25 protein-coding genes and 1 tRNA gene are annotated in these 26,420 nt (G+C 75.8%); 20 read left to right on the top strand and 6 right to left on the bottom strand.

All coding sequences use genetic code 11. The features are described 5' to 3' along the window. The first annotated feature begins 51 nt into the window (after window positions 1-51). Together FHX36_RS12630 and FHX36_RS12625 are read left to right on the top strand one after the other, a co-directional pair. Window positions 52-1,224, top strand: coding sequence for a DNA polymerase III subunit delta' (locus FHX36_RS12630; protein WP_110552415.1), 1,173 nt, complete (start codon window positions 52-54; stop codon window positions 1,222-1,224). Window positions 1,225-1,293: 69 nt separating this feature from the next. Next, a tRNA-Thr gene (locus FHX36_RS12625) sits at window positions 1,294-1,366 on the top strand. 86 nt (window positions 1,367-1,452) lie between these two features. On the opposite strand, the gene FHX36_RS12620 is transcribed toward FHX36_RS12625, so the two are convergent. The 3 genes from FHX36_RS12620 to FHX36_RS12610 form a co-directional block, all read right to left on the bottom strand. Further along, window positions 1,453-1,911: an SRPBCC family protein gene (locus FHX36_RS12620; protein WP_110552416.1), complete on the bottom strand. Its 459-nt coding sequence runs from the start codon at window positions 1,909-1,911 to the stop codon at window positions 1,453-1,455. A 57-nt stretch (window positions 1,912-1,968) separates the two neighbouring features. After that, window positions 1,969-3,513 carry a helicase HerA-like domain-containing protein gene (locus FHX36_RS12615; RefSeq protein ID WP_110552417.1) on the bottom strand — a complete coding sequence of 515 codons (1,545 nt, stop codon included), beginning with the start codon at window positions 3,511-3,513 and terminating at the stop codon, window positions 1,969-1,971. 202 nt (window positions 3,514-3,715) lie between these two features. Then, window positions 3,716-4,213 (bottom strand): inorganic diphosphatase, encoded by a 498-nt coding sequence (locus FHX36_RS12610; protein ID WP_110552418.1) that lies wholly within the window; start codon window positions 4,211-4,213, stop codon window positions 3,716-3,718. 408 nt (window positions 4,214-4,621) lie between these two features. On the opposite strand from FHX36_RS12610, the gene dacB reads away from it, so the two are divergent. From dacB to FHX36_RS12560, 10 genes are all read left to right on the top strand, one after another. Continuing rightward, window positions 4,622-7,045: a D-alanyl-D-alanine carboxypeptidase/D-alanyl-D-alanine endopeptidase gene (dacB, locus tag FHX36_RS12605; RefSeq protein WP_343056602.1), complete on the top strand. Its 2,424-nt coding sequence runs from the start codon at window positions 4,622-4,624 to the stop codon at window positions 7,043-7,045. An 88-nt stretch (window positions 7,046-7,133) separates the two neighbouring features. After that, complete coding sequence (locus FHX36_RS12600) at window positions 7,134-8,228, top strand: zinc-dependent metalloprotease (RefSeq protein ID WP_110554288.1); 1,095 nt, start codon at window positions 7,134-7,136, stop codon at window positions 8,226-8,228. Window positions 8,229-8,250: 22 nt separating this feature from the next. Next, window positions 8,251-9,255, top strand: a complete 1,005-nt coding sequence (gene tilS / locus FHX36_RS12595) for a tRNA lysidine(34) synthetase TilS (protein WP_183513789.1) — start codon at window positions 8,251-8,253, stop codon at window positions 9,253-9,255. A gap of 5 nt (window positions 9,256-9,260) precedes the next feature. Next, on the top strand, window positions 9,261-9,860 hold the full coding sequence (gene hpt, locus FHX36_RS12590; protein ID WP_220036060.1) for a hypoxanthine phosphoribosyltransferase: 600 nt from the start codon (window positions 9,261-9,263) through the stop codon (window positions 9,858-9,860). Between the two features lie 155 nt (window positions 9,861-10,015). Beyond that, a complete protein-coding gene (gene ftsH, locus FHX36_RS12585; RefSeq protein WP_110553786.1) occupies window positions 10,016-12,025 on the top strand; it encodes an ATP-dependent zinc metalloprotease FtsH in 2,010 nt (669 codons plus the stop codon). Further along, window positions 12,022-12,684, top strand: a complete 663-nt coding sequence (gene folE / locus FHX36_RS12580; RefSeq protein WP_258372998.1) for a GTP cyclohydrolase I FolE — start codon at window positions 12,022-12,024, stop codon at window positions 12,682-12,684. Before ftsH ends, folE begins: the two co-directional genes overlap by 4 nt. After that, on the top strand, window positions 12,681-13,547 hold the full coding sequence (gene folP, locus FHX36_RS12575; protein ID WP_258372999.1) for a dihydropteroate synthase: 867 nt from the start codon (window positions 12,681-12,683) through the stop codon (window positions 13,545-13,547). The genes folE and folP overlap by 4 nt, the downstream gene beginning before the upstream one ends. After that, window positions 13,540-13,902, top strand: coding sequence for a dihydroneopterin aldolase (gene folB, locus FHX36_RS12570; RefSeq protein WP_110553787.1), 363 nt, complete (start codon window positions 13,540-13,542; stop codon window positions 13,900-13,902). Before folP ends, folB begins: the two co-directional genes overlap by 8 nt. Further along, window positions 13,899-14,402 carry a 2-amino-4-hydroxy-6-hydroxymethyldihydropteridine diphosphokinase gene (gene folK, locus FHX36_RS12565; RefSeq protein ID WP_110553789.1) on the top strand — a complete coding sequence of 168 codons (504 nt, stop codon included), beginning with the start codon at window positions 13,899-13,901 and terminating at the stop codon, window positions 14,400-14,402. The genes folB and folK overlap by 4 nt, the downstream gene beginning before the upstream one ends. After that, a complete protein-coding gene (locus tag FHX36_RS12560; protein WP_183513788.1) occupies window positions 14,399-14,905 on the top strand; it encodes a DUF3180 domain-containing protein in 507 nt (168 codons plus the stop codon). Before folK ends, FHX36_RS12560 begins: the two co-directional genes overlap by 4 nt. Here the strand turns inward: FHX36_RS12560 and FHX36_RS12555 are convergent. After that, entirely contained in the window at window positions 14,902-16,095 is a 1,194-nt protein-coding gene (locus tag FHX36_RS12555; RefSeq protein WP_183513787.1) for an ATP-binding cassette domain-containing protein, read from the bottom strand. The genes FHX36_RS12560 and FHX36_RS12555 overlap by 4 nt on opposite strands. 26 nt (window positions 16,096-16,121) lie before the next feature. On the opposite strand from FHX36_RS12555, the gene FHX36_RS12550 reads away from it, so the two are divergent. The 3 genes from FHX36_RS12550 (at window position 16,122) to FHX36_RS12540 (ending at window position 18,702) form a co-directional block, all read left to right on the top strand. Then, window positions 16,122-16,826 (top strand): ABC transporter permease, encoded by a 705-nt coding sequence (locus tag FHX36_RS12550; RefSeq protein WP_220036027.1) that lies wholly within the window; start codon window positions 16,122-16,124, stop codon window positions 16,824-16,826. Then, window positions 16,823-17,545 (top strand): ABC transporter permease, encoded by a 723-nt coding sequence (locus tag FHX36_RS12545; protein ID WP_110553315.1) that lies wholly within the window; start codon window positions 16,823-16,825, stop codon window positions 17,543-17,545. The genes FHX36_RS12550 and FHX36_RS12545 overlap by 4 nt, the downstream gene beginning before the upstream one ends. A gap of 149 nt (window positions 17,546-17,694) precedes the next feature. Then, window positions 17,695-18,702: a glycine betaine ABC transporter substrate-binding protein gene (locus FHX36_RS12540; RefSeq protein ID WP_110553314.1), complete on the top strand. Its 1,008-nt coding sequence runs from the start codon at window positions 17,695-17,697 to the stop codon at window positions 18,700-18,702. A gap of 68 nt (window positions 18,703-18,770) precedes the next feature. On the opposite strand, the gene FHX36_RS12535 is transcribed toward FHX36_RS12540, so the two are convergent. After that, window positions 18,771-19,379 (bottom strand): DUF1684 domain-containing protein, encoded by a 609-nt coding sequence (locus FHX36_RS12535; protein ID WP_110553316.1) that lies wholly within the window; start codon window positions 19,377-19,379, stop codon window positions 18,771-18,773. Between the two features lie 154 nt (window positions 19,380-19,533). Between FHX36_RS12535 and FHX36_RS12530 the strand changes: the two genes are divergently transcribed. Next, window positions 19,534-21,423 carry a DUF6779 domain-containing protein gene (locus FHX36_RS12530; RefSeq protein WP_146251666.1) on the top strand — a complete coding sequence of 630 codons (1,890 nt, stop codon included), beginning with the start codon at window positions 19,534-19,536 and terminating at the stop codon, window positions 21,421-21,423. A gap of 22 nt (window positions 21,424-21,445) precedes the next feature. Here the strand turns inward: FHX36_RS12530 and FHX36_RS12525 are convergent, their stop codons facing one another. Continuing rightward, window positions 21,446-22,198, bottom strand: coding sequence for an SDR family oxidoreductase (locus FHX36_RS12525; RefSeq protein WP_110553312.1), 753 nt, complete (start codon window positions 22,196-22,198; stop codon window positions 21,446-21,448). Window positions 22,199-22,501: 303 nt separating this feature from the next. Between FHX36_RS12525 and FHX36_RS12520 the strand changes: the two genes are divergently transcribed. The 4 genes from FHX36_RS12520 to FHX36_RS12505 are packed head-to-tail and all read left to right on the top strand — an operon-like array spanning window position 22,502 to window position 26,401. After that, a complete protein-coding gene (locus tag FHX36_RS12520; protein WP_183513785.1) occupies window positions 22,502-23,467 on the top strand; it encodes a Rossmann-like and DUF2520 domain-containing protein in 966 nt (321 codons plus the stop codon). Next, window positions 23,464-24,312, top strand: coding sequence for a pantoate--beta-alanine ligase (gene panC / locus FHX36_RS12515; RefSeq protein ID WP_110554057.1), 849 nt, complete (start codon window positions 23,464-23,466; stop codon window positions 24,310-24,312). The genes FHX36_RS12520 and panC overlap by 4 nt, the downstream gene beginning before the upstream one ends. Further along, window positions 24,309-24,734: an aspartate 1-decarboxylase gene (gene panD, locus FHX36_RS12510; protein ID WP_110554056.1), complete on the top strand. Its 426-nt coding sequence runs from the start codon at window positions 24,309-24,311 to the stop codon at window positions 24,732-24,734. Before panC ends, panD begins: the two co-directional genes overlap by 4 nt. Further along, window positions 24,731-26,401: an L-aspartate oxidase gene (locus FHX36_RS12505; RefSeq protein WP_183513784.1), complete on the top strand. Its 1,671-nt coding sequence runs from the start codon at window positions 24,731-24,733 to the stop codon at window positions 26,399-26,401. The genes panD and FHX36_RS12505 overlap by 4 nt, the downstream gene beginning before the upstream one ends. Window positions 26,402-26,420 lie beyond the last annotated feature (19 nt).

Below are 26,420 nucleotides of genomic sequence, written 5' to 3'. Positions count from 1 at the left end.
CGCGGTGAGCCTCTGGAGGGGGCCGAACGGAGTTTGCGCGAGGATGGACCCGTGACGGCCGGTGGGGTGTGGGTGGACGTCGTGGGGCAGCCGGCGGTCGTGGCCGAGCTGCAGGCCGCGGTCGCCCAGCCGAGCTCGATGACCCATGCCTGGCTGTTCACCGGGCCGCCCGGATCGGGTCGGTCGGTGGCCGCGCGCGCGTTCGCCGCGGCGCTGCAGTGCCCGGCCGGGGGCGACGGCACCTGCCACGAGTGCCGCACCGTGCTGCACGGCAGCCACGCCGACGTGCACCGGGTCGTGCCCGAGGGGCTGTCGATCGGGGTCGCCGAGGTCCGCGGCATCGTGCGCACCGCAGCCCGGGCGCCGTCGCAGGGCCGCTGGCAGATCGTGCTGGTCGAGGACGCCGACCGGATGAGCGAGGCGGCGTCCAACGCCGTGCTGAAGATGCTCGAGGAGCCGCCTCCGCGCACGGTGATCCTGCTCTGCGCCCCCTCGCTGCACCCCGACGACGTGCCGGTCACCATCCGCTCCCGCTGCCGGGTGGTGCCGCTGCGCACCCCGACGATCGAGTCGGTCGCCGAGGTGCTGGTCCGCCGCGACGGCGTCGACCCGGCGCTCGCGGCCTGGTCCGCGGCGGCCGCCGGCGGGCACGTGGGGCGGGCCCGGCACCTCGCCCGCGACGAGTCGGCCCGGCTGGCCCGCAAGGCCGTGCTCGACATCCCGCTGTCCCTGGTCTCCCTCGCCGCCTGCCTCAACGCCGCCGACGACCTGGTGGGCTCGGCGAAGGAGGAGTCGGACAAGACCGTGGCCGAGGTAGACGCCGCGGAGACCGAGGCGGTCAAGGCCAGCCTCGGCGTGGGCGCCCGCGGGCCGGGCGTGGCGGCCGCCAGCCGGGGCGCCGGGCAGCTCAAGGAGCTGGAGAAGCGGCAGAAGTCGCGGGCGACCCGGCTGGGCCGCGACTCGCTGGACCGGGCGCTGGTCGACCTGGCCGCCCTCTACCGGGACGCGCTGGTGGTCGCGGCCGCGGGCGCCGGTGAGCTGCGGGTGCCGCTGGCTCACCCGGACCGCCGCACCGACGCCGTCGAGCTGGCCCGCCGGATCGGGGCCGAGGGTGCCGTCCGCCGGATCGACGCGATCCTCGCCGCGCGCACCGCGCTGGAGCAGAACGTGAAGCCGCAGATCGCGATCGAGGCGCTCACCGTGGCGCTGCGGCTGCCCGCCTGACCCCGGTCGGCACCGGCAGGGGGTCCGCAGCCGGACGACCGCGGTGCCGTAAGCTCACCCGCGCAGTCCGCCGCCTTAGCTCAGTCGGTAGAGCATCTCACTCGTAATGAGAAGGTCGTCGGTTCGATTCCGACAGGCGGCTCTCCTCCACCCAGCGGCCTCGTCCTCCCGGACGGAGCCGCTGAGTCGTCTCCGGGGCCGGGGCCAGCCGCCCGGAGCGGGGTGGGGTCACCCGCGCTCGGCGAGCGCGGCGAGCCGGGCGAGCGAGGCCTCGAGCCGGCCGACGCCGGTGTCCCGGGCGCGGACGAAGCGCTTTTCGTCGGTCAGCTCGGTCCAGTCGTAGGTGTGGGTGACCCGCGTCCGCGTCGGGTCGACCGGCTCGAGCTCCCACGACCACTGGTGCCCGGGCGGCTGCTGACCCGGCTCGGCCGGTCGCCAGGCGATGCGCCGGCCCTCCTCGAAGTCCACGACGTGGTTCTCCCGGACGCTGCCGTTGGTGATCGCCATCACGAACACCTGGCCGACGTCCCGGACCCGCTGGCCCTCGGCGGCCTGGGACAGGTTCTCGTTGCCGTCCCACTCGGGCTGCCGGGCGGGGTCGGCGATGAGCTCGAAGATGCGCTCGGCGCCGGCCGCGATCTCCCGGCTCGCCGTGACGCGGCGCGGTTCCTCCTGGTCAGTGGTCACCGGCGCAGTCAAGCACCGGAGCTGGGTCCACCGGGAGCCCCGCGTCTCCCCGGGCGCTCAGTGGCGGCGACGGGTGCCGAAGATGCCCCGGGTGATCTCCCGGCCCAGCGCCGAGGCGGCGGAACGGGCGAACGACCGGAACACCGGCGAGCTGAGCACGCCGTCCAGCACGCCCTCGTCGGCGGGCTCCGGCTCCCGCCGCGGCTGCCGGCGAGGAGCAGGTGTCTCGTCCCGCGGCGTCGGCGTCGGCGGCGGGAGCGGGGGAGCCGGCGGGGTCATCCGGGCGGCCAGCCGCTCGTGGGCGGAGTCCCGGTCCAGCGGCTGCCCGTACCTCGCCTGCAGGGGTGATGCGGCCACCAGCCGCTGCTGCTCCGCCGGGTCCAGCGGGCCCATCGTCGAGCGGGGCGCCCGGAGCACCGTCCAGGCGACCGGCGTCGGCGCCCCCCGCTCGCTGAGCACGGTGACCAGCGCCTCCCCGGTGCCGAGCGCGCCCAGGGTCTCGGCGATGTCGTAGGCATCGCTCTTCGGGTAGGTGCGCACCGTCTTCCGCAGCGCGTCGGCGTCCTCGGGGGTGAACGACCGCAGCGCGTGCTGGACCCGGTTGCCCAGCTGACCCAGCACGGCCGAGGGCACGTCGGTCGGGTTCTGCGTCACGAAGAAGACGCCCACCCCCTTCGACCGGATCAGCCGCACGGTCTGGGTGACCGTCTCGAGGAAGGCCTTGCTGGCCCCGGTGAACAGCAGGTGCGCCTCGTCGAAGAAGAAGACCAGCTTCGGCCGGTCCAGGTCACCGACCTCCGGCAGCTCCTCGAACAGGTCGGCGAGCAGCCACATCAGGAACGTGGAGAACAGCTGCGGGCGACCCTGCAGCTCGCTGAGCTCGACCGAGCTGATCACCCCGCGACCGTCGGCGGCGGTGCGCAGCAGGTCGGTGATCTCCCACTCCGGCTCGCCGAAGAAGACGTCGCCGCCGCCGTCCTCGAGCGCGATGAGCTCGCGCAGCAGGACGCCGGCAGTGGCCCGGGACAACCCGCCGAGCTGCTTCAGCTCCGGCTTGCCCTCGTCGCTGGTGAGCCAGCTGATCACCGCGCGCAGGTCCTTGAGGTCCAGCAGCGGCAGGCCGGCGGAGTCCGCGTAGTGGAAGACCAGGCCCAGCGAGCTGGTCTGGGTGGCGTTGAGGTCGAGCACCTTGCTCAGCAGCAGCGGGCCGAAGGAGGTGATCGACGCGCGGAGCGGGACGCCGCTGCCCAGCCCGCCCAGTGCCAGGTACTCGACGGGGTAGCCGGTCGGGGTCCAGTCGTCCGCGGTGTCGGTGGCCCGCGTCGCCACCCGGTCGCTCCGGTCGCCGGGCCGGGCCAGCCCGCTGAGGTCGCCCTTGACGTCGGCGAGCACCACGGGCACGCCCTGGGCGGACAGCTGCTCGGCCAGCAGCTGCAGCGTCTTGGTCTTCCCGGTGCCCGTGGCGCCGGCGATCAGCCCGTGCCGGTTCAGCATCGACAGCGGCACGCGCACCTGGGCCGCGGGGTGCGCGCTGCCGCCGTGCACGACCGAGCCGAGGGCCAGCGCGGGTCCCGGGGTCGTGTAGCCGGCGGCGATCTCCATGGCGACTGCGGCGGACGGGTCCGCGGCGGCCTGTTCCTCAGCTGTGCTCACGTCGTCCGATCGGTCCGGGGGCGGGCGAGCGCCCAGCCTGCCCGCGACCGGCCGGGACCGCCAGACGCCGACGGCGGCGCACCCGGTGGGTGCGCCGCCGTCACGGGTCGGTGCGTGCTCGGCCCTCCTGCAGGGGCAGGAGGGCCCTTCGTCAGTGCGGTCCGTACGGGGTGTCGACGGCGCGCTGGCGGGAGGCCTCGATCTCGGCCTCGGCCTCGGCGCGCCCGACCCACTCGGCGCCCTCGACCGACTTGCCCGGCTCGAGGTCCTTGTAGGTCTCGAAGAAGTGCTGGATCTCCAGCCGGTCGAACTCGGAGACGTCGTTGATGTCCTGCAGGTGGGCCACCCGGGGGTCCGTCGCCGGGACGGTGAGGACCTTGTCGTCCCCGCCCTTCTCGTCGGTCATCCGGAACATGCCGATGGCACGGCAGGTGATGAGGCACCCCGGGAAGGTCGGCTCCTCCAGGAGCACCAGGGCGTCGAGGGGGTCACCGTCCATCCCGAGCGTCTCCTCGATGTACCCGTAGTCGGCGGGGTACCGGGTCGAGGTGAACAGCATCCGGTCCAGGCGGATGCGTCCGGTGGCGTGGTCCAGCTCGTACTTGTTCCGCTGGCCCTTGGGGATCTCTACCGTCACGTCGAACTGCACGCCGATAGTGTGGCGTACGACCGGCCGCCGCGTCGGCGCAGGTCACTCCGGGGGGTGGGGGAGATCGCGGACAGTCCGCGCGAGGAGTCGTCGGGGCAGCCCGTGGACGGAGCCGGCGAGGGCCCTCCGGAGACGTCCGGGACCACCGGGACGACGCCCGCCCAGCCGTCCGCGGCGTCACCGGAGCCCGGCCCGCCCGGCGTTCCCGCGGGAACGCCCGAGGCACCCGCGGGGGAGGCCCTGCCCGTCGCCGAGCCCGCGCAGCCCGCTGAGCCGCCGGCCGCCCAGGCGCCTGCGGGGTCACCGGAGCCCGAGTCGTCCGGCGTTCCCGCGGGAACGCCGGCCGCACCTGCCGAGGACGCCCCGTCGGCCAACGCGCCCGCAGCCGTCGGGCCCGGGGACGCGTCCGTGGCCGTTGAGCCGCAGCCGGTCGCCCAGCCCGTGCCCGACGCAGCGCCGGTCGCGGACCCGGCGCCGGTCGAGGCGCCGACCCCGGTGGTCGAGCCGCAGCCGGTGGCCGAGCCGCAGCCGGTGGCCGAGCCGCAGCCGGTCGCCGAGCCGCAGCCGGTGGCCGAGCCGGCCCCGGTGTCCGAGGCCCCGCCGGTCGCGGAGACCGCCGGTGCCGCCGAGCAGGCCGTGCCGGCAGAGCCCGGTGCGCAGGCGGGCCAGGACGCCGCGCCGGCTCCCGAGGACGCCGCCGCCGCGGAGGCACGGCGGCTCGCCGCCGAGCAGGCGGCCGCCGACCTCGCCGAGGTGAAGAGGTGGGCGGCCGAGCGCGCTGCCGCCGACCGGGCTGCCGCCGAGGCCACCGAGCTCGCCGCTGCCGCGCAGGCCGCCGCCGACGAGGCGGAGCTCGAGCGGGCGCGCGCCGCGCAGGCCGCCGCCGACCTCGCCGCCGTCCGGGAGTGGGCCGCCCAGCGGGCGGCCGCCGAGCAGGCCGCGGTGGAGCAGGCGGCAGCCGAGCAGGCCGCCGTGGCGCAGGCCGCCGCCGCGGCCGCCGAGGCCGAGCGGGTCGCTGCCGAGCAGGCGGAGGCCGAGCGCCGGGCGGTCGAGCAGGCCGAGGCCGACCGGCTCGCCGCCGAGCGGGCAGCCGCCGAGCAGGCCGAGGCCGAGCGCGCGGCCGCCGCTGCGGAGATGGCCGCCGAGCGGGCGGCGATCCAGCACGAGGCAGCCGAGCGGGCCGCCGCGGCCCGGGTGGCCGCCGCGCAGCAGGCCGAGGCCGCCGAGCGCGCGGCGCTCGAGCGGTCCGCCGCCGAGCGGGCCGCCGCCCAGCGTGCCGCCGCCGAGCGGGAGGCCGCGGAGCGGGCCGACGTCGAGCGGGCGCAGGCCGAGTGGGCGGCGCAGCGGCAGGCCGCCGCGGACGAGGCCGCCCGGCGGGCCACCCCGGCTCCCCGCACCGAGGCCCGCGGCGCCACCGCCGCAGCCCCCGAGGTGGGCAGGGCCGGTGGCCGCCGCGGCCTGAAGGTCCTGCTCGCCGCCGTCCTCGCCCTCGTGCTGGTCGCGGCCGGTGTCGTGCTGACCCTCCAGCTGACCGGCGGTGACGACGGGGCGACGGTCGCCGAGGACGCCGAGCAGGTGCCCGACGCCGTCCTGCCGGAGCTCGGGAACCCCGCGCCGGCGCTCGCCGAGCTGTCGGCCGACGCCCCGGTCCCGGACCCGACGGCGCTGCTGGCGGTGCTCAGGCCGCTGCTCACCGCGCCGCCCCTGGGCACCGGGCTGTCCGCCGAGGTCGTCGACGTCGCCACCGGCCAGGTGCTCTTCGACCAGGACGCCGCCGACCCGAACAGCACCCCGGCGTCCACCGCCAAGCTGCTCACCGGGCTGGCGGCGCTGACCACTCTCGGCCCCACCGAGACCTTCACCACCACCGTGGTCGCCGGCAGCAGCCCCGGCCAGGTGGTGCTGGTCGGCGGGGGAGACCCGACGCTGTCCACGGTGGCCCCGTCGACCGACTACCCCGGTGCGGCCACCGTCGCCGACCTCGCCGGGCAGGTGCAGCAGGCGCTCGGCGGCCAGCCGGTGAGCAGCGTGGTCGTCGACAACTCGCTGTTCACCGGCCCGCTCACCGCGTCGGGCTGGGGGCCGGAGGACGCGCCGTCGACCTACGCCGCCCCGGTCACGGCCACCGCCGTCGACGGCGCCCGGGTGGAGCCCGGGGAGGACCAGCGCAGCGGTTCACCGGGCACCGACGCCGGGCGTGCGCTCGCCGCCGCGCTGGGTGCACCCGGCGCCGCCGTCGAGCTGGGCACGGCGCCGGCCGGCGCCGCCACGCTGGGCAGCGTGGAGTCCGCGCCGGTCGAGCGGCTGGTCGAGCAGGCGCTCACCGCCTCGGACAACCTGCTCGCCGAGACCCTCGGCCGCCAGGTCGCCCTGGCCCGCGGCCTGCCGGCGAGCTTCGACGGCGCGGCCGCCGGGGTCACCGCGGCCCTCGCCGAGGCCGGGCTGGACACCGCCGGGCTGGCGCTCTTCGACGCCAGCGGGCTGTCCCAGGGCGACCGGGCACCCGCCGGGCTGCTCGTCGACGTCCTGCAGGGCGCGGCCGACGGCAGCCTCCCCGGGGGCGACGGACTGCTCTCCGGTCTGCCCATCGCCGGCTTCACCGGGACCCTGACCGAGCGCGCGGTCGAGGCCGGCAAGGCCGGCCCGGGCACGGTGCGGGCCAAGACCGGCACCCTGCTGGGGGTCAACGCCCTCGCCGGCACGGTGGTCACCACCGACGGCCGGCTGCTCGCCTTCGCCTTCGTGGCCGACGCGGTGGTCGGCAGCCTCACCGCCGCCGAGGGCTCGCTGGACGCCGTCGCCGACGCCCTGGCCGGCTGCGGCTGCCGGTGAGCCGCTGGCATGGCCACCCTCCAGGGGCCCGCGCCGAGCTTGCGAGGTGTGGGGGGAAGGGTGGTCCTCCCGCGCGTACGGTGAGGCGATGAGCCGCCCCTCGTCCCTCGTCGACTGGGACCTCGCCGGCCGCACCGCCCGCCGGCTGGTCAAGCCCGGGCCGGACACCTCCCGCGAGGAGGCCGCCGCCGTCGTCGAGGAGCTGCACCGCGCCGCCGCGACCGCCGTCGCCCACGTGGAGGAGCTGACCGGGCTGCACCCGGTGCCGGGCGGTCCCGAGCCCACCGTCGCCGTCGTCGACCGGCCCGGCTGGGTCGACGCCAACACCGCCGGGATGGCGGCGCTGCTGGACCCGCTGGCCGACGCGCTGCAGGCGGCCCAGGGCAAGGCGCCGGGCCCGGTCGCCACCGCGATCGGCTCGCGGGCGACCGGCGTGCAGGCCGGCGGCGTGCTGGCGTTCCTGTGCACCCGGGTGCTGGGCCAGTACGAGGTGTTCGGCACCGGCGGCCGGCTGCTGCTGGTCGCGCCCAACATCGTGGAGACCGAGCGCCGGCTGGGCGTCGACCCCACCGACTTCCGGCTGTGGGTCTGCCTGCACGAGGTCACCCACCAGCTGCAGTTCACCGCCGTCCCGTGGCTGCGCGGCTACCTGGAGGAGCAGGTCAGCTCCTTCGCCCAGGCCACCGACCTCACCCCCGACGTGCTCCGCGAGCGGCTCACCGACGTGCTGCGCAGCCTCACCGACGCCGTCCGGGGCGGCGTCGCCGACGACGACACCCCGCAGGGCCTGATGGCGCTGATCAAGGACCCGGGGCAGCGCGCCGCGCTGGACCGGGTGACCGCGGTGATGAGCCTGGTCGAGGGGCACGCCGAGTACGTGATGGACGGCGTCGGCCCGGACGTCGTCCCGTCGGTGCGCACGCTGCGCAAGCGCTTCGCCCAGCGGCGCAAGGGCCGCGGCCCGATCGACCGGGTGCTGCGCCGGCTGCTGGGCCTCGAGCAGAAGATGCAGCAGTACGCCGACGGCCGGGTGTTCGTCGCCGGCGTGGTCGAGCTGGTCGGCATGGAGGGGTTCAACCAGGTGTGGACCGGCCCGCACACCCTGCCGCTCAAGGAGGAGCTCACCGAGCCCGCCCGCTGGGTGGAGCGCGTGCTGGGCACCCGGCCGGCGATCCCGGCCTGAGCAGGGCGGCACCCCCGAGGCCATGGCCGGTCCCCACCCCGCCGTCGCCGCGGTGCGCGCCGCGGTGCGCCCCGGGCTGACCGCGGCGACCGGACCGGTGCTGGTGGCCTGCAGCGGCGGCGCCGACTCCCTCGCGCTGGCCGCGGCGCTGGCCTTCGAGGCGCCGCGCGCCGGCCGCCGGGTCGGTGCGGTCACCGTCGACCACGGCCTGCAGCCCGGGTCGGCCGAGCAGGCACAGCACACCGCCGCGCTGCTCCGGTCGCTGCGGCTGGACCCGGTGCTCGTCGTCCCGGTCACGGTGGGCGCGGCCGGAGGGCCCGAGGGGGCCGCCCGGGACGCCCGGGTGACGGCGCTGCGCGCCGCGGCGGCCGCGCACGGCGGCACCGTCGCGCTGGGGCACACCCTCGACGACCAGGCCGAGACCGTGCTGCTCGGCCTGGCCCGCGGCTCGGGGCCCCGCTCGGTGGCCGGCATGGTCGAGCTGCGCCCGCCGTTCTGGCGGCCGCTGCTCGGGGTGCGCCGGGAGATCACCCGCCAGGCCTGCGCGGCCCAGGAGCTGCCGGTCTGGGACGACCCCTGGAACACCGACCCGGCCTACACCCGGGTCCGGCTGCGCCGCGAGGCGCTGCCGCTGCTAGAGGAGGTCCTCGGCGGCGGTGTGGCCCCGGCGCTGGCCCGCACCGCGGCGCTGCTCCGCGAGGACCTCGATGCCCTGGACTCCCTCGCCGCGCACGAGCTCGGTGCGCTGCTCGGCCCGGACGGCGGCCTGCCCGCCGGTCCGCTCGCCGAGCTGCCCGCCGCGCTGCGCCGCCGGGTGCTGCGCGGTTGGCTGCTGCGGGCCGGCGTGCCCGACCTGCAGGCCGTGCACCTGGCCGCGGTCGACGCGCTCCTCACCCGCTGGAGGGGGCAGGGCCGGGCAGACCTACCCGGCGGTACGGGGGTGGTCCGGGCGTCTGGCAGGCTGACGGTGCAGCGCGGCCCCCGTGCCGCTGCACCAGCAGACGTCGATCCCCGCGAGGAGCCCTGACCAGCGTGAGTGAGCCCGCCACCCCTGGAGCGCAGGCACCCGGGCCGTTGGGCCCCGACCACGGCTACGGCCCGGACATCGACCACGTGCTGCTGTCCGAGGAGCAGATCCAGGGCAAGATCGCCGAGCTCGCCGAGCAGATCGCCGTGGACTACGCCGGCCGCGAGGTGCTGCTCGTCGGCGTGCTCAAGGGCGCGGTGCTGTTCATGTCCGACTTCGCGCGGGCGCTGCAGCTGCCCACCCAGATGGAGTTCATGGCCGTCTCCTCCTACGGGAGCGCGACCAGCTCGTCCGGGGTCGTCCGGATCCTCAAGGACCTGGACCGGGACATCGCCGACAAGCACGTGCTGGTGCTCGAGGACATCATCGACTCCGGGCTGACGCTGTCCTGGCTGCTGAAGAACCTGGGCAGCCGCCGGCCGGCGTCCCTCGAGGTGTGCACCCTGCTGCGCAAGCCCGACGCGGTGAAGGTCGAGGTGCCGGTCCGCTACGTCGGGTTCGACATCCCCAACGAGTTCGTCGTCGGCTACGGCCTGGACTACGCCGAGCGCTACCGCGACCTGCCCTACATCGCGACCCTCAAGCCCGAGGTCTACAGCTCCTAGCGCGAGGAGACCGGGCGCACAGGTCCCCCGGTGTACCTTCGTGCCAACGACGTCGCCCCGCGGCGGGGTGCCCCCCAGGTTCGTGCGCGGCGTCCTGCGACGATCAGGAGGGTCGACGGGCAGTCCGGGCGTCCCCGGTGGCCCGGCAACGGTGTATGGAACGTAAGAAGATCTTCCGGTCCGTCTGGTTCTGGGTCGTCATCGTCGTCGTGCTGGGCTTCGTCGGCTCCAGCTTCTTCCGCAGCGACGGCGGCTACGAGCAGGTCTCCACGTCGACAGCACTGGCCCAGCTCGCCGACGGCAACGTCAGCTCGGCCACGATCAACGACAAGGAACAGACCCTCGACCTCGACCTCGACACCGCGGTCGACGGCAGCACGAAGGTCTCCGCGTCGTACCCGGCCGGTGCCGCCGACGACGTGTTCGCCGCGGTCCGCGGGGCCGGTGAGGGCTCCGGTGCCGGGACGACGTCGTTCGACACCAACGTCACCCAGGACAACCTCCTGGTCAGCATCCTGGTCAGCTTCCTGCCCTTCGTGCTGCTCCTCCTGCTGCTCTTCTGGCTGTTCAACTCGATGCAGGGCGGCGGCCGCGGCGTCATGGCCTTCGGCAAGTCCAAGGCCAAGGTCGTCAGCAAGGACACCCCGAAGACGACGTTCGCCGACGTCGCCGGCGCCGACGAGGCGATCGAGGAACTGCACGAGATCAAGGACTTCCTGCAGAACCCGGTCAAGTACCAGGCGATCGGCGCGAAGATCCCCAAGGGCGTGCTGCTGTTCGGCCCGCCCGGCACCGGCAAGACGCTGCTGGCCCGGGCGGTCGCCGGTGAGGCCGGCGTGCCGTTCTACTCGATCTCCGGCTCGGACTTCGTCGAGATGTTCGTCGGCGTCGGCGCCAGCCGGGTCCGCGACCTGTTCAACCAGGCCAAGGAGAACGCCCCGGCGATCATCTTCATCGACGAGATCGACGCCGTCGGCCGGCACCGCGGCGCCGGCATGGGCGGCGGGCACGACGAGCGCGAGCAGACGCTGAACCAGATGCTCGTCGAGATGGACGGCTTCGACGTCAAGGGCGGCGTGATCATGATCGCCGCCACGAACCGGCCGGACATCCTCGACCCGGCGCTGCTGCGCCCGGGCCGCTTCGACCGGCAGATCGCCGTCGACCGCCCCGACCTGCTCGGCCGCGTCGCCGTCCTCAAGGTGCACGCGACCGGCAAGCCGCTGGCCGACGACGTGAACCTGGAGACCGTCGCCCGGCGCACCCCCGGGTTCACCGGCGCCGACCTGGCCAACGTGCTCAACGAGGCCGCGCTGCTCACCGCCCGGCACGGCGCCACGCAGATCACCGACGCCACCCTCGAGGAGGCGATCGACCGCGTCGTCGCCGGCCCGGAGCGCAAGACCCGGGCGATGAGCGACAAGGAGAAGAAGGTCACCGCCTACCACGAGGGCGGGCACGCCCTGGTGGCGCACGCACTGCCCAACCTGGACCCGGTGCACAAGGTGACCATCCTGCCGCGCGGGCGCTCGCTGGGGCACACCCTCGTGCTGCCGACCGAGGACCGGTACAACCAGACCCGCTCGGAGATGATCGACACCCTGGCGTACGCGCTGGGTGGCCGCGCCGCCGAGGAGCTGGTGTTCCACGAGCCGACCACCGGCGCCGGGAACGACATCGAGAAGGCCACCTCGCTGGCCCGGTCGATGGTCACCCAGTACGGGATGAGCGCGAAGCTCGGTGCGGTGAAGTACGGCAGCACCGACTCCGAGCCGTTCCTCGGCCGGGACATGGGCTCGCGCCCGGACTACTCCGACGCCGTCGCCGCCGACATCGACAGCGAGGTGCGGGCGCTCATCGAGGCCGCGCACGACGAGGCGTGGGAGATCCTGGTCGAGTACCGGGACACCCTGGACCGGCTCGTGCTGGAGCTGCTGGACAAGGAGACGCTGTCCCGCGAGGACATGGACCGGATCTGCGAGGGCGTGGTGAAGCGCCCGTCGATGGCCCCGTACAACGGCTTCGGCAAGCGCACGCCGTCCCAGCGCCCGCCGGTGCTCACCCCGGCCGAGGCGGCTGTGGTGAACGGCCACGGGTCGCACTCGCCGAACGGATCGACGCAGGCACCGGTCGGCGACGTCGGCGCGCCGGCGCAGGGCCGGTGAGCGGCGCCGCCCCAGGCGACGCCGTCCCCGCCGTCGACGGCGTCGGCCAGGACCCCCGCACCGGTGACCCGGTGGCCGACCTGCCCGAGGGGCGGGTCGACACCGGCCGGATCGAGGCCGCCGTCCGGGAGCTGCTCGCCGCCATCGGCGAGGACCCGGACCGGCCCGGGCTGACCGACACCCCGGCCCGGGTCGGCCGGGCCTACGCGGAGATGTTCGCCGGGCTCGCCCAGGACCCCTACGAGGTCCTGGCGACGACGTTCGACGAGGACCACGACGAGCTGGTGCTGGTCAAGGACATACCGATGTACTCGACCTGCGAGCACCACCTGGTGCCCTTCCACGGGGTCGCGCACGTCGGGTACATCCCCGGCACGGACGGGCGGGTCACCGGCCTGTCCAAGCTGGCCCGCCTCGTCGAGGTCTACGCCCGCCGGCCGCAGGTGCAGGAGCGGCTGACCCGGCAGGTCGCCGACGCCCTCTACGAGGTGCTCAAGCCGCAGGGCGTCATCGTCGTGGTCCAGGCCGAGCACCTCTGCATGGCGATGCGCGGCATCCGCAAGCCCGGGGCGACCACGGTCACCTCCGCGGTGCGCGGCATCTTCCGCGACAGCGCCGCGACCCGCAGCGAGGCGATGAGCCTCATCCTGGGTCGGTGACCGCCGGCCCGAGCACCCCCCTGCTGCCGCGGACGGGGCGCTGCCTGGTGATGGGCGTCCTCAACGTCACGCCGGACTCGTTCTCCGACGGCGGCACGTTCGCCGACCGGGACGCCGCCATCGCCCACGGGCTGGAGATGCACGCCGCGGGCGCGGACTACGTCGACGTCGGCGGGGAGTCCACCCGGCCCGGCGCCGACCGGGTCGACGCCGCCGAGGAGCGCGACCGGGTGGTGCCCGTGGTGCGCGACCTGGCCGCCGAGGGCGTCCGGGTCAGCGTCGACACCACCCGGGCCGAGGTCGCCGCCGCCGCGCTGGAGGCCGGCGCCTCGCTGGTCAACGACGTGAGCGGGGGCCTGGCCGACGAAGGGATGGCCCGCCTGGTCGCCGACGCCGGGGTGCCCTGGGTGCTCATGCACTGGCGGGGCCACAGCCGGGAGATGTACGCCGCCGCCCGCTACGGCGACGTGGTCACCGAGGTCGGCGCCGAGCTGACCGCCCGGGTCGAGGACGTCGTGGCGGCCGGCGTCGACCCCGCGCAGCTGGTGCTGGACCCGGGGCTGGGGTTCGCCAAGAACGCCGAGCACAACTGGGCGCTGCTGGCCGGGCTCGACCGGCTGGTCGCCCTCGGGCTGCCGGTGCTGGTCGGGGCCTCCCGCAAGACGTTCCTGGGCCGGCTGCTGGCCGGTCCCGACGGCGCGGTGCGGCCGGTCGAGGGCCGGGAGGCGGCCACCGTGGCGATCTCGGTGCTGGCCGCGCAGGCCGGCGCCTGGGGCGTGCGGGTGCACGACCCGGTGCAGTCGCTGGACGCGATCGCGACGCTGGCGGCCGTCGACGCCGCCCGAGGAGGGGCCCGTGCCTGACCGGATCACCGTCCACGGCCTGACCGGCCACGGCTACCACGGCGTCTACCCGCCCGAGCGCGAGCACGGGCAGACCTTCCGGGTCGACGCCGTGCTGGAGCTGGACACCGCCCCGGCCGCCGCGACCGACGACCTGACCAAGACCGTCCACTACGGCGAGCTCGCCCAGCAGCTGCACGCGGTCCTGGTGGGCGAGCCGGTCGACCTGCTGGAGACGCTGGCCCAGCGGCTGGCCGACTGCTGCCTGGCCTACCCGGTGGTCGACGCCGTGGAGATCACCGTGCACAAGCCCGAGGTCGACCTGGGTGTCCCGGCCGACGACGTCACGGTCGCCATCCGGCGCACCCGGGCATGACCAGGGCCGTCCTGTCCCTCGGCGGGAACCTGGGCGACCGGGCCGGCACGCTGCGCGCCGCCCTGGTCGCGCTCAAGGAGCACGGGCTCGTGGCCCGGTCGATGCTCTACGAGACGCCGCCCTGGGGGCCGGTCGAGCAGCCGCCCTTCCTCAACGCGATCGCCGTCGTCCGCGGCGACCGGGACGCCGCCGGCTGGCTGGCGCTGGCGCACGAGCTGGAGGAGGCGGCCGGCCGCACCCGCGAGGTGCGCTGGGGTGCCCGCACGCTGGACGTCGACGTCGTCACGGTGACCGCCGACGACGGGACCCCGGTGACCTCCGAGGACCCGGGGCTCACGCTGCCGCACCCGCGGGCGCACGAGCGGGCGTTCGTGCTCGTCCCGTGGCTGGCGCTGGACCCGACCGCCACGCTGCCCGGCCACGGCCGCATCGCCGACCTGGTCGCCGCGCTGCCCGCCGAGGACGTCGCCGGCGTGGTCCGCTGGGAGCAGCTGGCATGAGGCCGGTGCGCCGCACCGAGCTGGTCGCGCTGGCCGTGGCGGTCGCGTTCGCGACCTGGCTGGTGGTCCGGTCGGCCTACGGCTCGCTGCCGGCACTCGACTGGTGGCTGCCGGTGCCGCTGGGCGTGCTGGCGGTCGCCGAGGCGCTGGGCGCCCGCACGCTGCGCGCCCGGCTGAGCGCCCAGCGGGAGGGCCGGCCGGGGCCGGGGCGCACGCCCGCGACCGCCGCCCGCCCCGTCGAGCCGATGCTGGTCGCCCGGGTGGTCGTGCTCGCCCAGGCCAGCGCCTGGGTCGGGGCGGTGTTCGCCGGGGCGTGGGCCGGGCTGCTGCTGCACACCGCACCGGCCGTCGGCCGGCTCGCCGCCGCGTCGGGGGACACCCTGACCGGCGCGCTCGGCGTGCTGCTGGCCGCCGGGCTGGTCGCCGCGGCGCTGTGGCTGGAGCACGTGGGCAAGGTCCCGCCGGGTGCCGAGGAGGACGAGGACCAGCCGCCCGCCGGCTAGATCAGCGCCGCGCCCGCGACCTCCGGCACCGAGCCCTCGACCGAGCGGCGCAGGGCGGCGTGCAGCGACTCGGGGGTGAGCACACCGCAGAACCGGTCGCCGTCCAGCACCGCGACCCAGCCGGCCTCCAGCTGCAGCATCGTCGCGAACGCCGTCTTCAGCGTCGCGTCGATCGGCACCCACGCCTCCATCCGCTTGCCGGCCTGGCGGACGGTGCCGGCACCCACGGCCCGCTCGGCCGAGATCCAGCCGTTGAGCCGCTGCTGGTCGTCCAGCACGACGGCCCAGCGCGCGCCGACGCGCTCCAGCGCGGCCCGGGCGTCGGCCAGGCTGTCGTCGACGTGCACGACCGGCGGCTGCTCCAGGTCGGCCAGGTCGATGCCGGTCACCGCCAGCCGCTTGAGCCCGCGATCGGCCCCGACGAAGTCCGCCACGAACGGGGTGGCCGGCGCGCCCAGCAGCTCGGCCGGCGGGGCGAACTGCTCCACGGTGCCGCCCTGGCTCATCACCGCGATCCGGTCGCCGAGCCGCACGGCCTCCTCGATGTCGTGGGTGACGAAGACGATCGTCTTGCGGACGGTCTCCTGCAGCCGGAGGAACTCCGACTGCAGCCGCTCGCGGACGATCGGGTCGACGGCGGAGAACGGCTCGTCCATCAGCAGCACCGGGGGGTCGGCGGCCAGCGCCCGCGCCACGCCGGCCCGCTGCCGCTGCCCGCCGGAGAGCTGGTGCGGGTACCGGTCACCGAACGTCGCCGGGTCGAGGCCCACCAGCTCGAGCAGCTCCTCGACCCGGTCGCGGGTGCGGGCCTTGTCCCAGCCCAGCAGCCGGGGGACGGTGGCGACGTTGCGGCGGACCGTCTGGTGCGGGAAGAGCCCGACGCTCTGGATGACGTAGCCGATCCGCCGGCGCAGCTGCACCGGGTCCACCCGGGTCACGTCGTCGGCGCCCAGCAGGATCCGGCCGGTGGTCGGCTCGATGATCCGGTTGATCATCTTCATCGTCGTCGTCTTGCCGCAGCCCGACGGCCCGACCAGCACGGTGAGCTCGCCGGCGGCGAAGGTCAGGTCCAGCTCGCGGACGGCGGTCGTGCCGTCAGGGTAGACCTTGCTGACGCCCTCGAGCCGGATCTCCTCGGCGGCGGAACCGGCGATCGATGCGGGCGGGGTGGCCGGCGCAGTAGCGTCCACGAGGTGGCCTTCCTGACGGGCGCCCGGTGCTGAGCGCGGCGAGCGGTGCGGTGCTCGCGGCCGACGCGGCGCCGAACCCCTGGTTCGACGTCTCGTGGGTCGGTGACAACTGGTCCACCATCATGCCGCTGGTGGGTCAGCACGTCAGGCTCACCGTCGTCTCGGTCGTCATCGGGGCGCTGATCGCGTTCCCGCTGGCGCTGCTCGCCCGCCGCGCGCGCGGGCTGGCCGCCGCCGTCCTCGGGCTGTCGACGTTCGTCTACACGATCCCGTCGCTGGCGATGTTCGCCTTCATCGCGCCGTTCACCGGGCTCTCGGAGACCACCGTCGCGATCGGCCTGGTGCTCTACTCGCTCGTCGTGCTGGTGCGGAACTTCCTGGCCGGGCTGCAGGCGGTGCCCGAGGAGGTCCGCGAGGCCGCCCGGGGGATGGGCTACGGCGCCGGGCGGATGCTGCTGCGGGTCGAGCTGCCGCTGGCGCTGCCCGGGATCATGGCCGGGCTGCGGATCGCGACCGTCTCGACGGTCGCCCTGGTCACCGTCGGGGTCATCGTCGGCCAGGGCGGGCTCGGCCAGGTGATCATCGTCAACGGGTTCGGGGCGAACTACTACCGGCCGCCGATCGTCTTCGGCACCCTCGGTTGCGTCGTCCTCGCCCTCGTCGCCGACCAGCTGCTCGCCGTCGTCGAGCGGCTGCTGACGCCCTGGACCCGGCAGGGGGTCGCGGCGTGAACGCCTTCTCCGACGCGTTCCTCTACCTCAACGACCCGTTCAACTGGACCGGCCCGCGCGGCATCCTCTACCTCGCCGGGCAGCACCTGCAGATCGCCGGGCTGGCGATGCTGATCGGGCTGGTCGTCGCGCTGCCGCCCGCGATCTGGCTGGGCCACCGGGGTCGCGGGGGTGCCTTCCTGCTCGGGCTGTCCAACGTCTCCCGGGCCGTGCCCACCCTGGCGATCCTGACGATCTTCGCGGTCACCTCGATCGGCTTCACCATCTGGGCGCCGGTGATCGCGCTGGCGGTGTTCGCCGTCCCGCCGGTGCTGGCCAACACCTACGTGGGCTTCCGGGAGGTCGACCGGGACGTCGTCGAGGCCGCCCGCGCGATGGGCATGAGCGGCCGGCAGGTGGTGTTCCGGGCCGAGCTGCCGCTGGCCCTTCCGCTGGTGATGACCGGCATCCGGACGGCGGCGGTGCAGGTGGTGGCCACCGCCACGCTCGCCTCGCTGCTGGGCAACCCGACGCTGGGCACGGTCATCCGCTCCGGGTTCGGCCGGCAGGACTACGGCATCGTGGTCGCCGGGGCGCTGCTGGTGGCGGCGCTGGCGATGGCCACCGACGCCCTGCTCGGCACGCTGAGCTGGGCCGTCACGCCCGGGCAGAAGCGGGTGCCCTTCGGCCGGGTGCGCAGCCGCCGGGCCGAGGCCGCGGGGGTGGCCACCGCCCGCTGAGCCGGCGGGTCACCGGGAGATCACGGTGGTGCACAACCAACTTGCCCCGGGGGCCACCGGAGGAGTTGAGTGTCTCCCGCGGGACACCTCCCGCCAGACACGCGTGGCCGTCCAGCAGTGGGCTCCACGGGACACAGAAGGCGGACAAGATGCGCACGCGTCCCCGTTTGCGGACCATCCTCCCCATCGCGGCCCTGGCCGCGGTCCTCTCCACCGCCGCGTGCGGTGAGTCCGGGTCCTCCGGCACCGGCGGCGACGACGCCGCCAGCGGCTCGTCCGCCTCGGGCGACGCCTGCGCGCCGGTCGCCGGCGACCAGCTCGTCCGGCTCGAGGACGACAAGAAGCTGCAGACCGTCGACAACATCATCCCCGCCGTCTCCGCCCAGGCGGCCGCCGCGGACCCCGACCTGATCACCACGCTGGACACGGTGTCGGCGGTGCTCACCACCGCCGACCTGACCGACCTCATCGACCAGGTCGACAACCAGCGCGAGAGCGCCGTCGACGTCGCCGCCGCCTACGTCGAGGAGCAGGGGCTGGCCGACGGCGTCTCCGGCGGCAGCGGCCCGGTCGCCGTCGGCGGGGCCAACTTCACCGAGAGCCAGGTGCTGGCCAACGTCTACGCCGAGGTGCTCAACGCCGCCGGCTACACCGCCACCGTGCAGTCCGTGGGCAACCGCGAGGCCTACCTCCCGGCGCTGCAGCGCAACGAGATCCAGGCGTTCCCGGAGTACGTGGGCACGCTGACCGAGTTCCTCGACGGCGACGACGCCAAGGCCGTGGCCAGCAGCGACCTGGACGCCACCGTCCAGGCGCTCACCGGGCTGGCGCAGGCCAACCAGCTGGTCGTCGGCGAGCCCGCCGAGGCGGCCGACCAGAACGCCTTCGCGATCACCGAGGCGCTGTCCGAGCAGCTCGGCGGGATCACCACCCTGTCCGAGCTGGCCGAGGCCTGCTCCGACGGCTCGCTCGTCCTGGGCGCGGTCTCCGAGTGCCCGACCCGGCCGTTCTGCCAGCCGGGCCTCGAGGAGACCTACGGGCTGGAGTTCGCCAGCGTCGAGGACCTCGACCTCGGCGGCCCGACGAACCAGGCGCTCGAGCAGGGCGTCGTCTCCATCGGCCTGGTCCTCTCCACCGACCCGGCACTGGCGAACTAGCGGCTGGAACGGCCCTCCTGCAGGGTCCCGCCGCGAGCTCGCGAGTGGCGGGGGGCAGGAGGGGCCTCCTAGTACCAGCCGCCGGGGGGCAGCTGCTCCCCGGCGGCGACGACGGTGCCCACCCGGTTGCCCGCCGGAGCCAGCGGGCACGTCCACCGCGGGTCGTAGGTGCACGACGGGTGGTAGGCCAGGTTGAGGTCGACCACCAGCCGCCCGTCGTGCCCACCCAGGTCGGCGCCCTTGACGGTGTCGAGCAGGTAGCGGCCGCCGCCGTAGGTCGTCGTGCCGGCGCTGCCGTCCCGCAGCGGCAGGAACAGCCCGCCGCCGTAGCCACCGACCCACCACACGTCGAGCCGGCCGACGTCGCCCAGGGTTACCCGGCCGATCCGGTCCAGCACCACGACGCCGTCCGCGGCGGTCGGCACCTCGCGGCGTTCCGGCTCGACGTCGGTGTCCACCGGGACGACGAACCGCAGCGCCGGGTCGTAGGGGGCCACCGGCAGCCCGGTGAAGGCGGCGCGGGCCCCGGTACCCAACGGGGAGTCCGGGTGACCGCCGACGAGGGCGTCCCGGCCGGCCCGCCACAGGTCCCAGCCGGCCTCGGGGTCCTCGGCGGCGCGGACGTCGGCGTAGAGGGCGGCGACCCGCCGCCGCCAGTCGAGCAGGGTGAGGGTCACCGGCGCCAGCGTGCCACCCACCGGCCCGGTCGGCGCCAGGCGAGGCTCGCGGCACCGCGCGGATGACCCGGGAACGGGCGTCCTGCCCCGTATGGTGGGCACCATGGGAGGTCGCCGGGACGACAGCGCCCCGGGTCGTGGTGCCCTTCCGCCGGTGCCGCCGCGTCCGGCGCCCGCGCAGTCCTCCTCGCCGGCGGCCCGGCCGGTGCCGCCGTCGGCCGCTCGTGCCGCCGCCGCGCCGGCTCCCGCTCCCGCACCGTCTCCCGCACCGGCACCGGCTCCCGCCGTCGCGGAGCCGTCGTCCGCCGGCCGGCGGGGCTGGCTCGTCGTCGGGCTGGTGCTGGCCGCCGCCGCGACCGCCGCGGTCTTCTTCACCGACGACCCGCTGTACCTGCGGGTGGCGCTGCTCGGCGTCTGCTGGGCGTTCGTCGTCGCCGCCTTCCTGGCCGGCAACCGGCGCGCCGACCAGCTGGCCGCTGCGAGCCGGGAGGCCGAGCTGCGGCACGCCTACGACCTGGAGCTGGAGCGCGAGGTCGCCGCCCGGCACGAGTACGAGGGCGAGCTGGAGAGCCGGCTGCGACGCGAGGCCGAGGACGCCATGCGCACCGAGCTGACGCAGCTGCGCAGCGAGCTGTCCAGCCTCGCCACGCTGCGCGAGGACGTCGCGGCGATCACCCAGCTGCGCGCGGACCTCGCCGGCCTGGGGCAGCTGCGCACCGACCTCGCCGCGCTCACCGAGATGCGGGGCGAGCTGGCCGGTCTGGGGCAGCTGCGGGCCGAGATCGCCGGGCTGGGCGAGCTGCGCAACGACCTGGGCCGGATGCGGCACGAGCTCACCGAGCAGCTCTCCGGCGAGCTGCTGATCGAGCGGATGGTGATGCGCGCGCAGTCGGTCCGCGGACCGGGCCAGCCGGCGCCGGACCAGGCCGACGGCCGCACCCTCGAGGGCGCGCCGGCCTGGGAGGTCGACCGCTGGGCGGAGACCCGGGTCGTCCCGGCCGAACCGGCCGAGCCCGCTCCCCGGGCGGTCGGTTCGCCGCCCCTGGTGCCGCCGCCGGTCGCCGCACCGGTGGTCGCGCCGACGACCACGGCCTCCTCCCGGGTCGACCCGGCGGCGACGCCGCCGGTCCGGCCGCCGTCGCCGATCGAGTGGCTGGTCGGGGAGTCGGTCATCGAGCCGCCCGTCGAGACCCCGACGCCGTCGCCGCTGGAGTGGCTGGGTGACCGGTCGCTGCTCGACGAGAACGGCCGGCCGACCGGGGAGCTGCCGGTCGCGGCCACGCCGGAGCCCGCACCCCGCCGGCACCGTCGCCGTGCCCCGGAGCCGGACGACGAGCAGACCCCCGGCTGGTCGGCAGCGCCGGCGCCCGCGTACGAGCCGCCGTCGTTCGAGGCGCCGTCGTTCGAGGCGCCCGCGTTCGAGCCGCTGTCCTTCGAGACGCCGGTGTACGAGGCGCCCACCTACGAGCTTCCGGCCCACGAGCCGTCGGCGTACGAGCCGTCGGCGGTCGGGTACCCGGCAGCCGAGCCCGAGCGGCCCTCCTACGACAGCTCCGCCTACGACGAGATGCTGTTCGGCAGCTCCGCCCCTCGGCCGGCTCCGGAGAGCTCCTCGTACGCGTCGTCGTCCTGGTCGAGCAGCACGTGGTCGAGCAGCGGCTGGTCGACCGACGAGAAGTCGGACGAGGACTGGTCGTCCGCCGGGGCCGTCAACCGGGAGTCGCCGTCCTACGAGTCGCCGTCCTACGAGCTGCCGTCCTACGACAGCCCGGCCGAGGAGACGCCGTCCTGGGCCCAGGACGCCCCGAGCCGCTCCGGGTCGACGGCCTACGACCCGTCCGGCTACGCCACCACGAGCGCACCGGCACCCACCGAGCAGCCGGCGCCGCGCGAGCCCTCGGGGCACGCCCGGCTGGAGCAGATCCTCGCCGAGAGCGGGGTGGAGGCGCCCACCGGCGGGCGCTCCCGCCGTCGTCGCTACCGCGACGAGGACGGCGAGGCCGCCGGGGACGACGTCCTGTCCCGGGTGCTCGGCCGCCAGTGACGTGCTGGAACGGGGTCCTTCGTCAGATGGGGCCGCGGGACAGCGCGCCGCCGTCGAGCACCAGCGTCTGCCCGGTGACCCAGCCGGCGCCGTCGCCGAGCAGGTAGGCCGCCGCCTCACCGATGTCCTCGGGGGTGCCCAGCCGGCCCACCGGGTACTGCTGCGACAGCGCGTCCTCGCGGCCGGTGAACAGCGCCTCGGCGAACTTCGTCTTCACCACGGCCGGCGCGACCGCGTTGACCCGCACCTTCGGGCCCAGCTCCACGGCCAGCTGGGTGGTCAGGTTGACCAGCGCGGCCTTGCTGACGCCGTAGGCGGCGATGCCCTCGCTGGACTTCAGCCCGGCGACCGAGGCCACGATCAGCACCGACCCGCCGTGCTCGTGCATCCAGGCCCGCCACGCCTCCTGCACCAGGCCGAGGCTGGCGACGACGTTGGTGTCCAGGATCTTGCGGAACGCGTCGAGCGGGGCGTCCATCAGCGGGCCGAACACCGGGTTGATGCCGACGTTGCCGACCAGGTGGTCCAGGCTGCCGAAGGTCTCGACGGCGGTGCGCACGGCCTCGGCGCGGTGCTCGGGGTCGCCGGCGTTCCCCGCCACGGCGACCGCCTTCTCCGGGCCGCCGAGCTGCTCGACCGCCTCGGCGAGCGCCTCGGGCTTGCGGGCGGTGACGACCACCCGGGCGCCGCGGTCGACCAGGCTCTGCGCGATGGCCAGGCCGATGCCACGGCTCGCGCCGGTGACCAGTGCGGTGCGTCCCTCGAAGCTGCTCACCGTGCTCCTCCTGCTCGTGAACCGGCTCCGCTGCCGGCGCCGGGTCAACCTAACCGGGGCCCGGGACGGTGGTGTGGGCCACCCGGGTGAGTCAGCACACACCCCGCCAGCGTTGCGGCCGGGCCGGGGCGGACACACACTCGCCTACGGCGTGATACCTGCGTGACACACCCGGCGACGGGTGGTTGCAGCGGGACGAGCGCCGCACCGCACCACCACCTGCACCACGGCCCACGACGACGTGGGACGACGAGCGACCTGAGTCCGGTACCCGCGAGGGACTGGAACGAGAGGTGCACCGGGATGTCCGTCCGTCCCTCCCGCGGCCCTGCGCCGCGTCCCCCTGTCCAGAGCGCCCCCGGGCTGGCCCCGGCCGCCGAGGCGCCCGCCCGGCTGCGCGTCGGGATCGTCGGCGCCGGCCGCGTCGGCGCCGTCCTCGGTGCCGCCCTCGCTGCCGCCGGGCACGACGTCGTCGCCGCCTCGGGCCTGTCCGCGGCCTCCGCTGAGCGCGCCGCCCGCCTGCTGCCCGGCGTCCCGCTGCTGCCCGCCGACGAGGTCGTCGCGGCGAGCGACCTGGTCGTGCTCGCCGTGCCCGACGACATCCTGGCCGGCCTGGTCGCCGGCCTCGCCGAGACCGGCGCCTGGCGCCGCGGCCAGCTGGTCTTCCACACCTCGGGGGCGCACGGCCTCGCCGTGCTCGCCCCGGCCGAGCGGGCCGGCGTGCTGCCGCTCGCCCTGCACCCGGCGATGACCTTCTCCGGCGGACCCGAGGACCTGCACCGGGTGGCCGCCGCGCCGTTCGGCGTCACCAGCCGGCCCGAGCACCGGGCGGTCGCCGAGACCCTGGTGCTGGAGATGACCGGCGAGCCGTTCTGGGTCGAGGAGCGCGACCGCGGGCTCTACCACGCAGCCCTGGTCACCGGCGCGAACCACCTGGTCACCCTGGTCGCCGAGGCCGCCGACCTGCTGCGCACCGCCGGCGTCGCCGACCCGGCCCGGGTGCTCGGCCCGCTGCTCACCGCGGCGCTGGACAACGGCCTGCGCCGCGGTGACCGCGGGCTCACCGGCCCGGTCAGCCGCGGCGACGTCGGCACCGTCGCCGCCCACCTGCAGACCCTCACCGACCGGGCGCCGTCCTCGGTCGAGGCCTACGTCGCGCTCGCGAAGCGCACCACCGAGCGGGCGCTGGCCGCCGGCCGGCTCAAGCCGCACGAGGGCGCGCCGCTGCTGGAGCTGCTCAGCGGCGACACCGAGGAGGCCGCGCGGTGACCGGCGCCCCCGCGGTCGCCGAGACCACCGCCGAGCTGCGCAAGCTGCGCGACGAGCTGCCCGGCCCGGTCGTGCTGGTGCCCACGATGGGCGCGCTGCACGAGGGTCACCGCACGCTGGTCCGGGCCGCGCGCGAGCTCGGCGGCAGCGTCGTCGTCTCGGTCTTCGTCAACCCGACCCAGTTCGGGCCGGGCGAGGACTTCGACCGGTACCCGCGCACCTGGGACGCCGACCTGGCCGCGCTGGCCGCGGAGGGCGCCGACCTGGTGTTCCACCCGCCGGTCGACGAGGTCTACCCGCCCGGTGCGGTGGGCGTGACCGTGCAGCCCGGCCCGCTCGGCGACGTCCTCGAGGGTGCGGTCCGGCCCGGGCACTTCGCCGGGGTGCTGACCGTCGTCGCGAAGCTCCTCGGCCTGGTGCGCCCGGACGTCGCCGTCTTCGGCGAGAAGGACTACCAGCAGCTGACCCTGATCCGGGCGATGGCGCGCGAGCTCGCGCTGGGCGTCGAGGTGGTCGGCGTCCCGACCGTCCGCGAGGACGACGGGATGGCGCTGTCCAGCCGCAACCGATACCTGACGGCGGAACAGCGCAGCACCGCCGCGGCGTTGTCCGCCGCGCTGCGGGCCGGTGCGGCCGTCGGACCGCAGGGTGGCGACGCCGTCCTGACCGCCGCCCGGGCGGTGCTGGCCGACGCCCCCGGGCTGCTCCCGGACTACCTGGAGCTGACCGGCCCCGACCTGGGCCCCGCGCCCGCCGCCGGACCCGCCCGCCTGCTGGTCGCGGCCCGCGCCGGCAGCACCCGACTCATCGACAACACCGCTGTGACCCTGGGGAGCCCCCGATGATGCGCACCATGCTCAAGAGCAAGATCCACCGGGCCACGGTGACCCAGGCCGACCTGCACTACGTCGGCTCGGTGACCATCGACGAGGACCTGCTCGACGCCGCCGACCTGATCCCCGGCGAGCAGGTGGCGATCGTCGACGTCACCAACGGCGCCCGGCTGGAGACCTACGTCATCCCCGGCGAGCGCGGCACCGGCGTGATCGGCATCAACGGCGCCGCCGCGCACCTCGTGCACCCCGGCGACCTGGTCATCCTGATCAGCTACGGCTTGATGGACGAGACCGAGGCGAAGTCCTACATCCCCAGGGTCGTGCACGTCGACGGCGGCAACCGCGTCGTCGAGCTCGGCGGCGACCCGTCGGCCCCGGTGCCCGGGGACGCCGACCAGCAGCGCAGCCCCCTCGGCGTACCGGTCCGATGACCGTGCAGGCGGTCGCCCAGGCCACCGGGCTGCCGTTGCGCCTGCGCGCCCCCGCGCCCGGCTGGGAGCTGACCGCCGACGTCTGCGTGGTCGGCTCCGGCGTGGCCGGGCTGTGCGTGGCGCTGCACGCCCGCGCCGCCGGGCTGTCGGTCGCCGTCGTCACCAAGGTCGAGGTCGACGACGGGTCGACCCGCTGGGCGCAGGGCGGGATAGCCGCCGTGCTCAGCGCCACCGACACCCCCGCCGCGCACGCCCGGGACACCGAGGTCGCCGGCGTCGGGCTGTGCGACGCCGACGCGGTGCAGGCGCTGGTCACCGAGGGTCCGGACCGGCTGCACCAGCTGATCACCTGGGGCGCCGCCTTCGACCGGGACGGCGACGGTCGGCTGCTGCTCACCCGCGAGGGCGGGCACTCGACCGACCGGATCGTGCACGCCGGCGGGGACGCCACCGGGGCCGAGGTGCAGCGGGCGCTGCGCGACGCCGTCGCCGCCGACCCCGGGGTCACGCTGGTCGAGCACGCGATGGTGCTCGACGTCGTCCGGGACACCGCCGGTCGGGTCGCCGGGGTGACGCTGCACGTGCTGGGGGAGGGCAGCGCCGACGGTGTCGGGGCGGTCCGCGCCCGGGCGGTCGTGCTGGCCACCGGCGGGATGGGCCAGGTCTACGCGGCCACCACCAACCCGGCCGTCTCCACCGGGGACGGCGTCGCGCTGGGGCTGCGGGCCGGGGCGGTCGCCACCGACCTGGAGTTCGTCCAGTTCCACCCGACCGCGCTCTACCTCGGCCCGGGCGCCCGCGGACAGCAGCCGCTGGTCTCCGAGGCGCTGCGCGGCGAGGGCGCGGTGCTCCGCGACGGTGCCGGTGAGCGCTTCATGGTGGGCACCCACGAGCTCGCCGAGCTGGCCCCGCGCGACGTGGTCGCCAAGGCGATCACCCGGGTGCAGCTGCGCGACGTCGTCGACCACGTGTGGCTCGACGCCCGCGAGGTCCCCGGCCTCGCCGAGCGCTTCCCGACCATCGTCGCGCGCTGCCGGGAGGCCGGCATCGACCCGGTCACCGAGCTGGTGCCGGTCACCCCGGCCGCGCACTACGCCTCCGGCGGGCTGGCCACCGACCTGTCCGGCCGGACGACGGTGCCCGGGCTCTACGCCTGCGGCGAGGTGGCCTGCACCGGCGTGCACGGCGCCAACCGGCTGGCCTCCAACTCGCTGCTCGAGGGGCTGGTGTTCGCCGGGCGGATCGGCGAGGCGCTGGCCCGCGAGCTGCCGGTGCCCGCACCCGCCGAGGCGGTCGACCCGCGCCCCGAGGGCCTGGTCGACGCGGAGGCGCGCGCCGAGCTCACCACCACCATGTCGGCGAGGGTCGGCGCGCTGCGCTCCGGCACCGGGCTGACCGAGGCCGCCGGGCGGCTGGCGGCGCTGGGGGAGCGGACCACCGCCGTCCCCGGCGTGCCCGGCTGGGAGACCACCGACCTGCTCACCGTCGCCACCGCGATCACCGCCGCGGCGGCGGCCCGCGAGGAGACCCGCGGCTGCCACTGGCGGGAGGACCACCCCGACGCCGTCGACGGCTGGCGGGTGCACCTGGACGTCCGGCTGGACGCCGCGGGCGAGGTCGTCCTCGCCCGGCGGCCCGTCGGCGAGCCCGTGGCGGTGGCCTGGTGAGCGAGCATCGCAGCGAGCG

Source organism: Modestobacter versicolor (genome assembly GCF_014195485.1).
Classification (GTDB): Bacteria; Actinomycetota; Actinomycetes; order Mycobacteriales; family Geodermatophilaceae; genus Modestobacter; species Modestobacter versicolor.
This window is presented reverse-complemented; position numbering and strand designations above follow the sequence as displayed.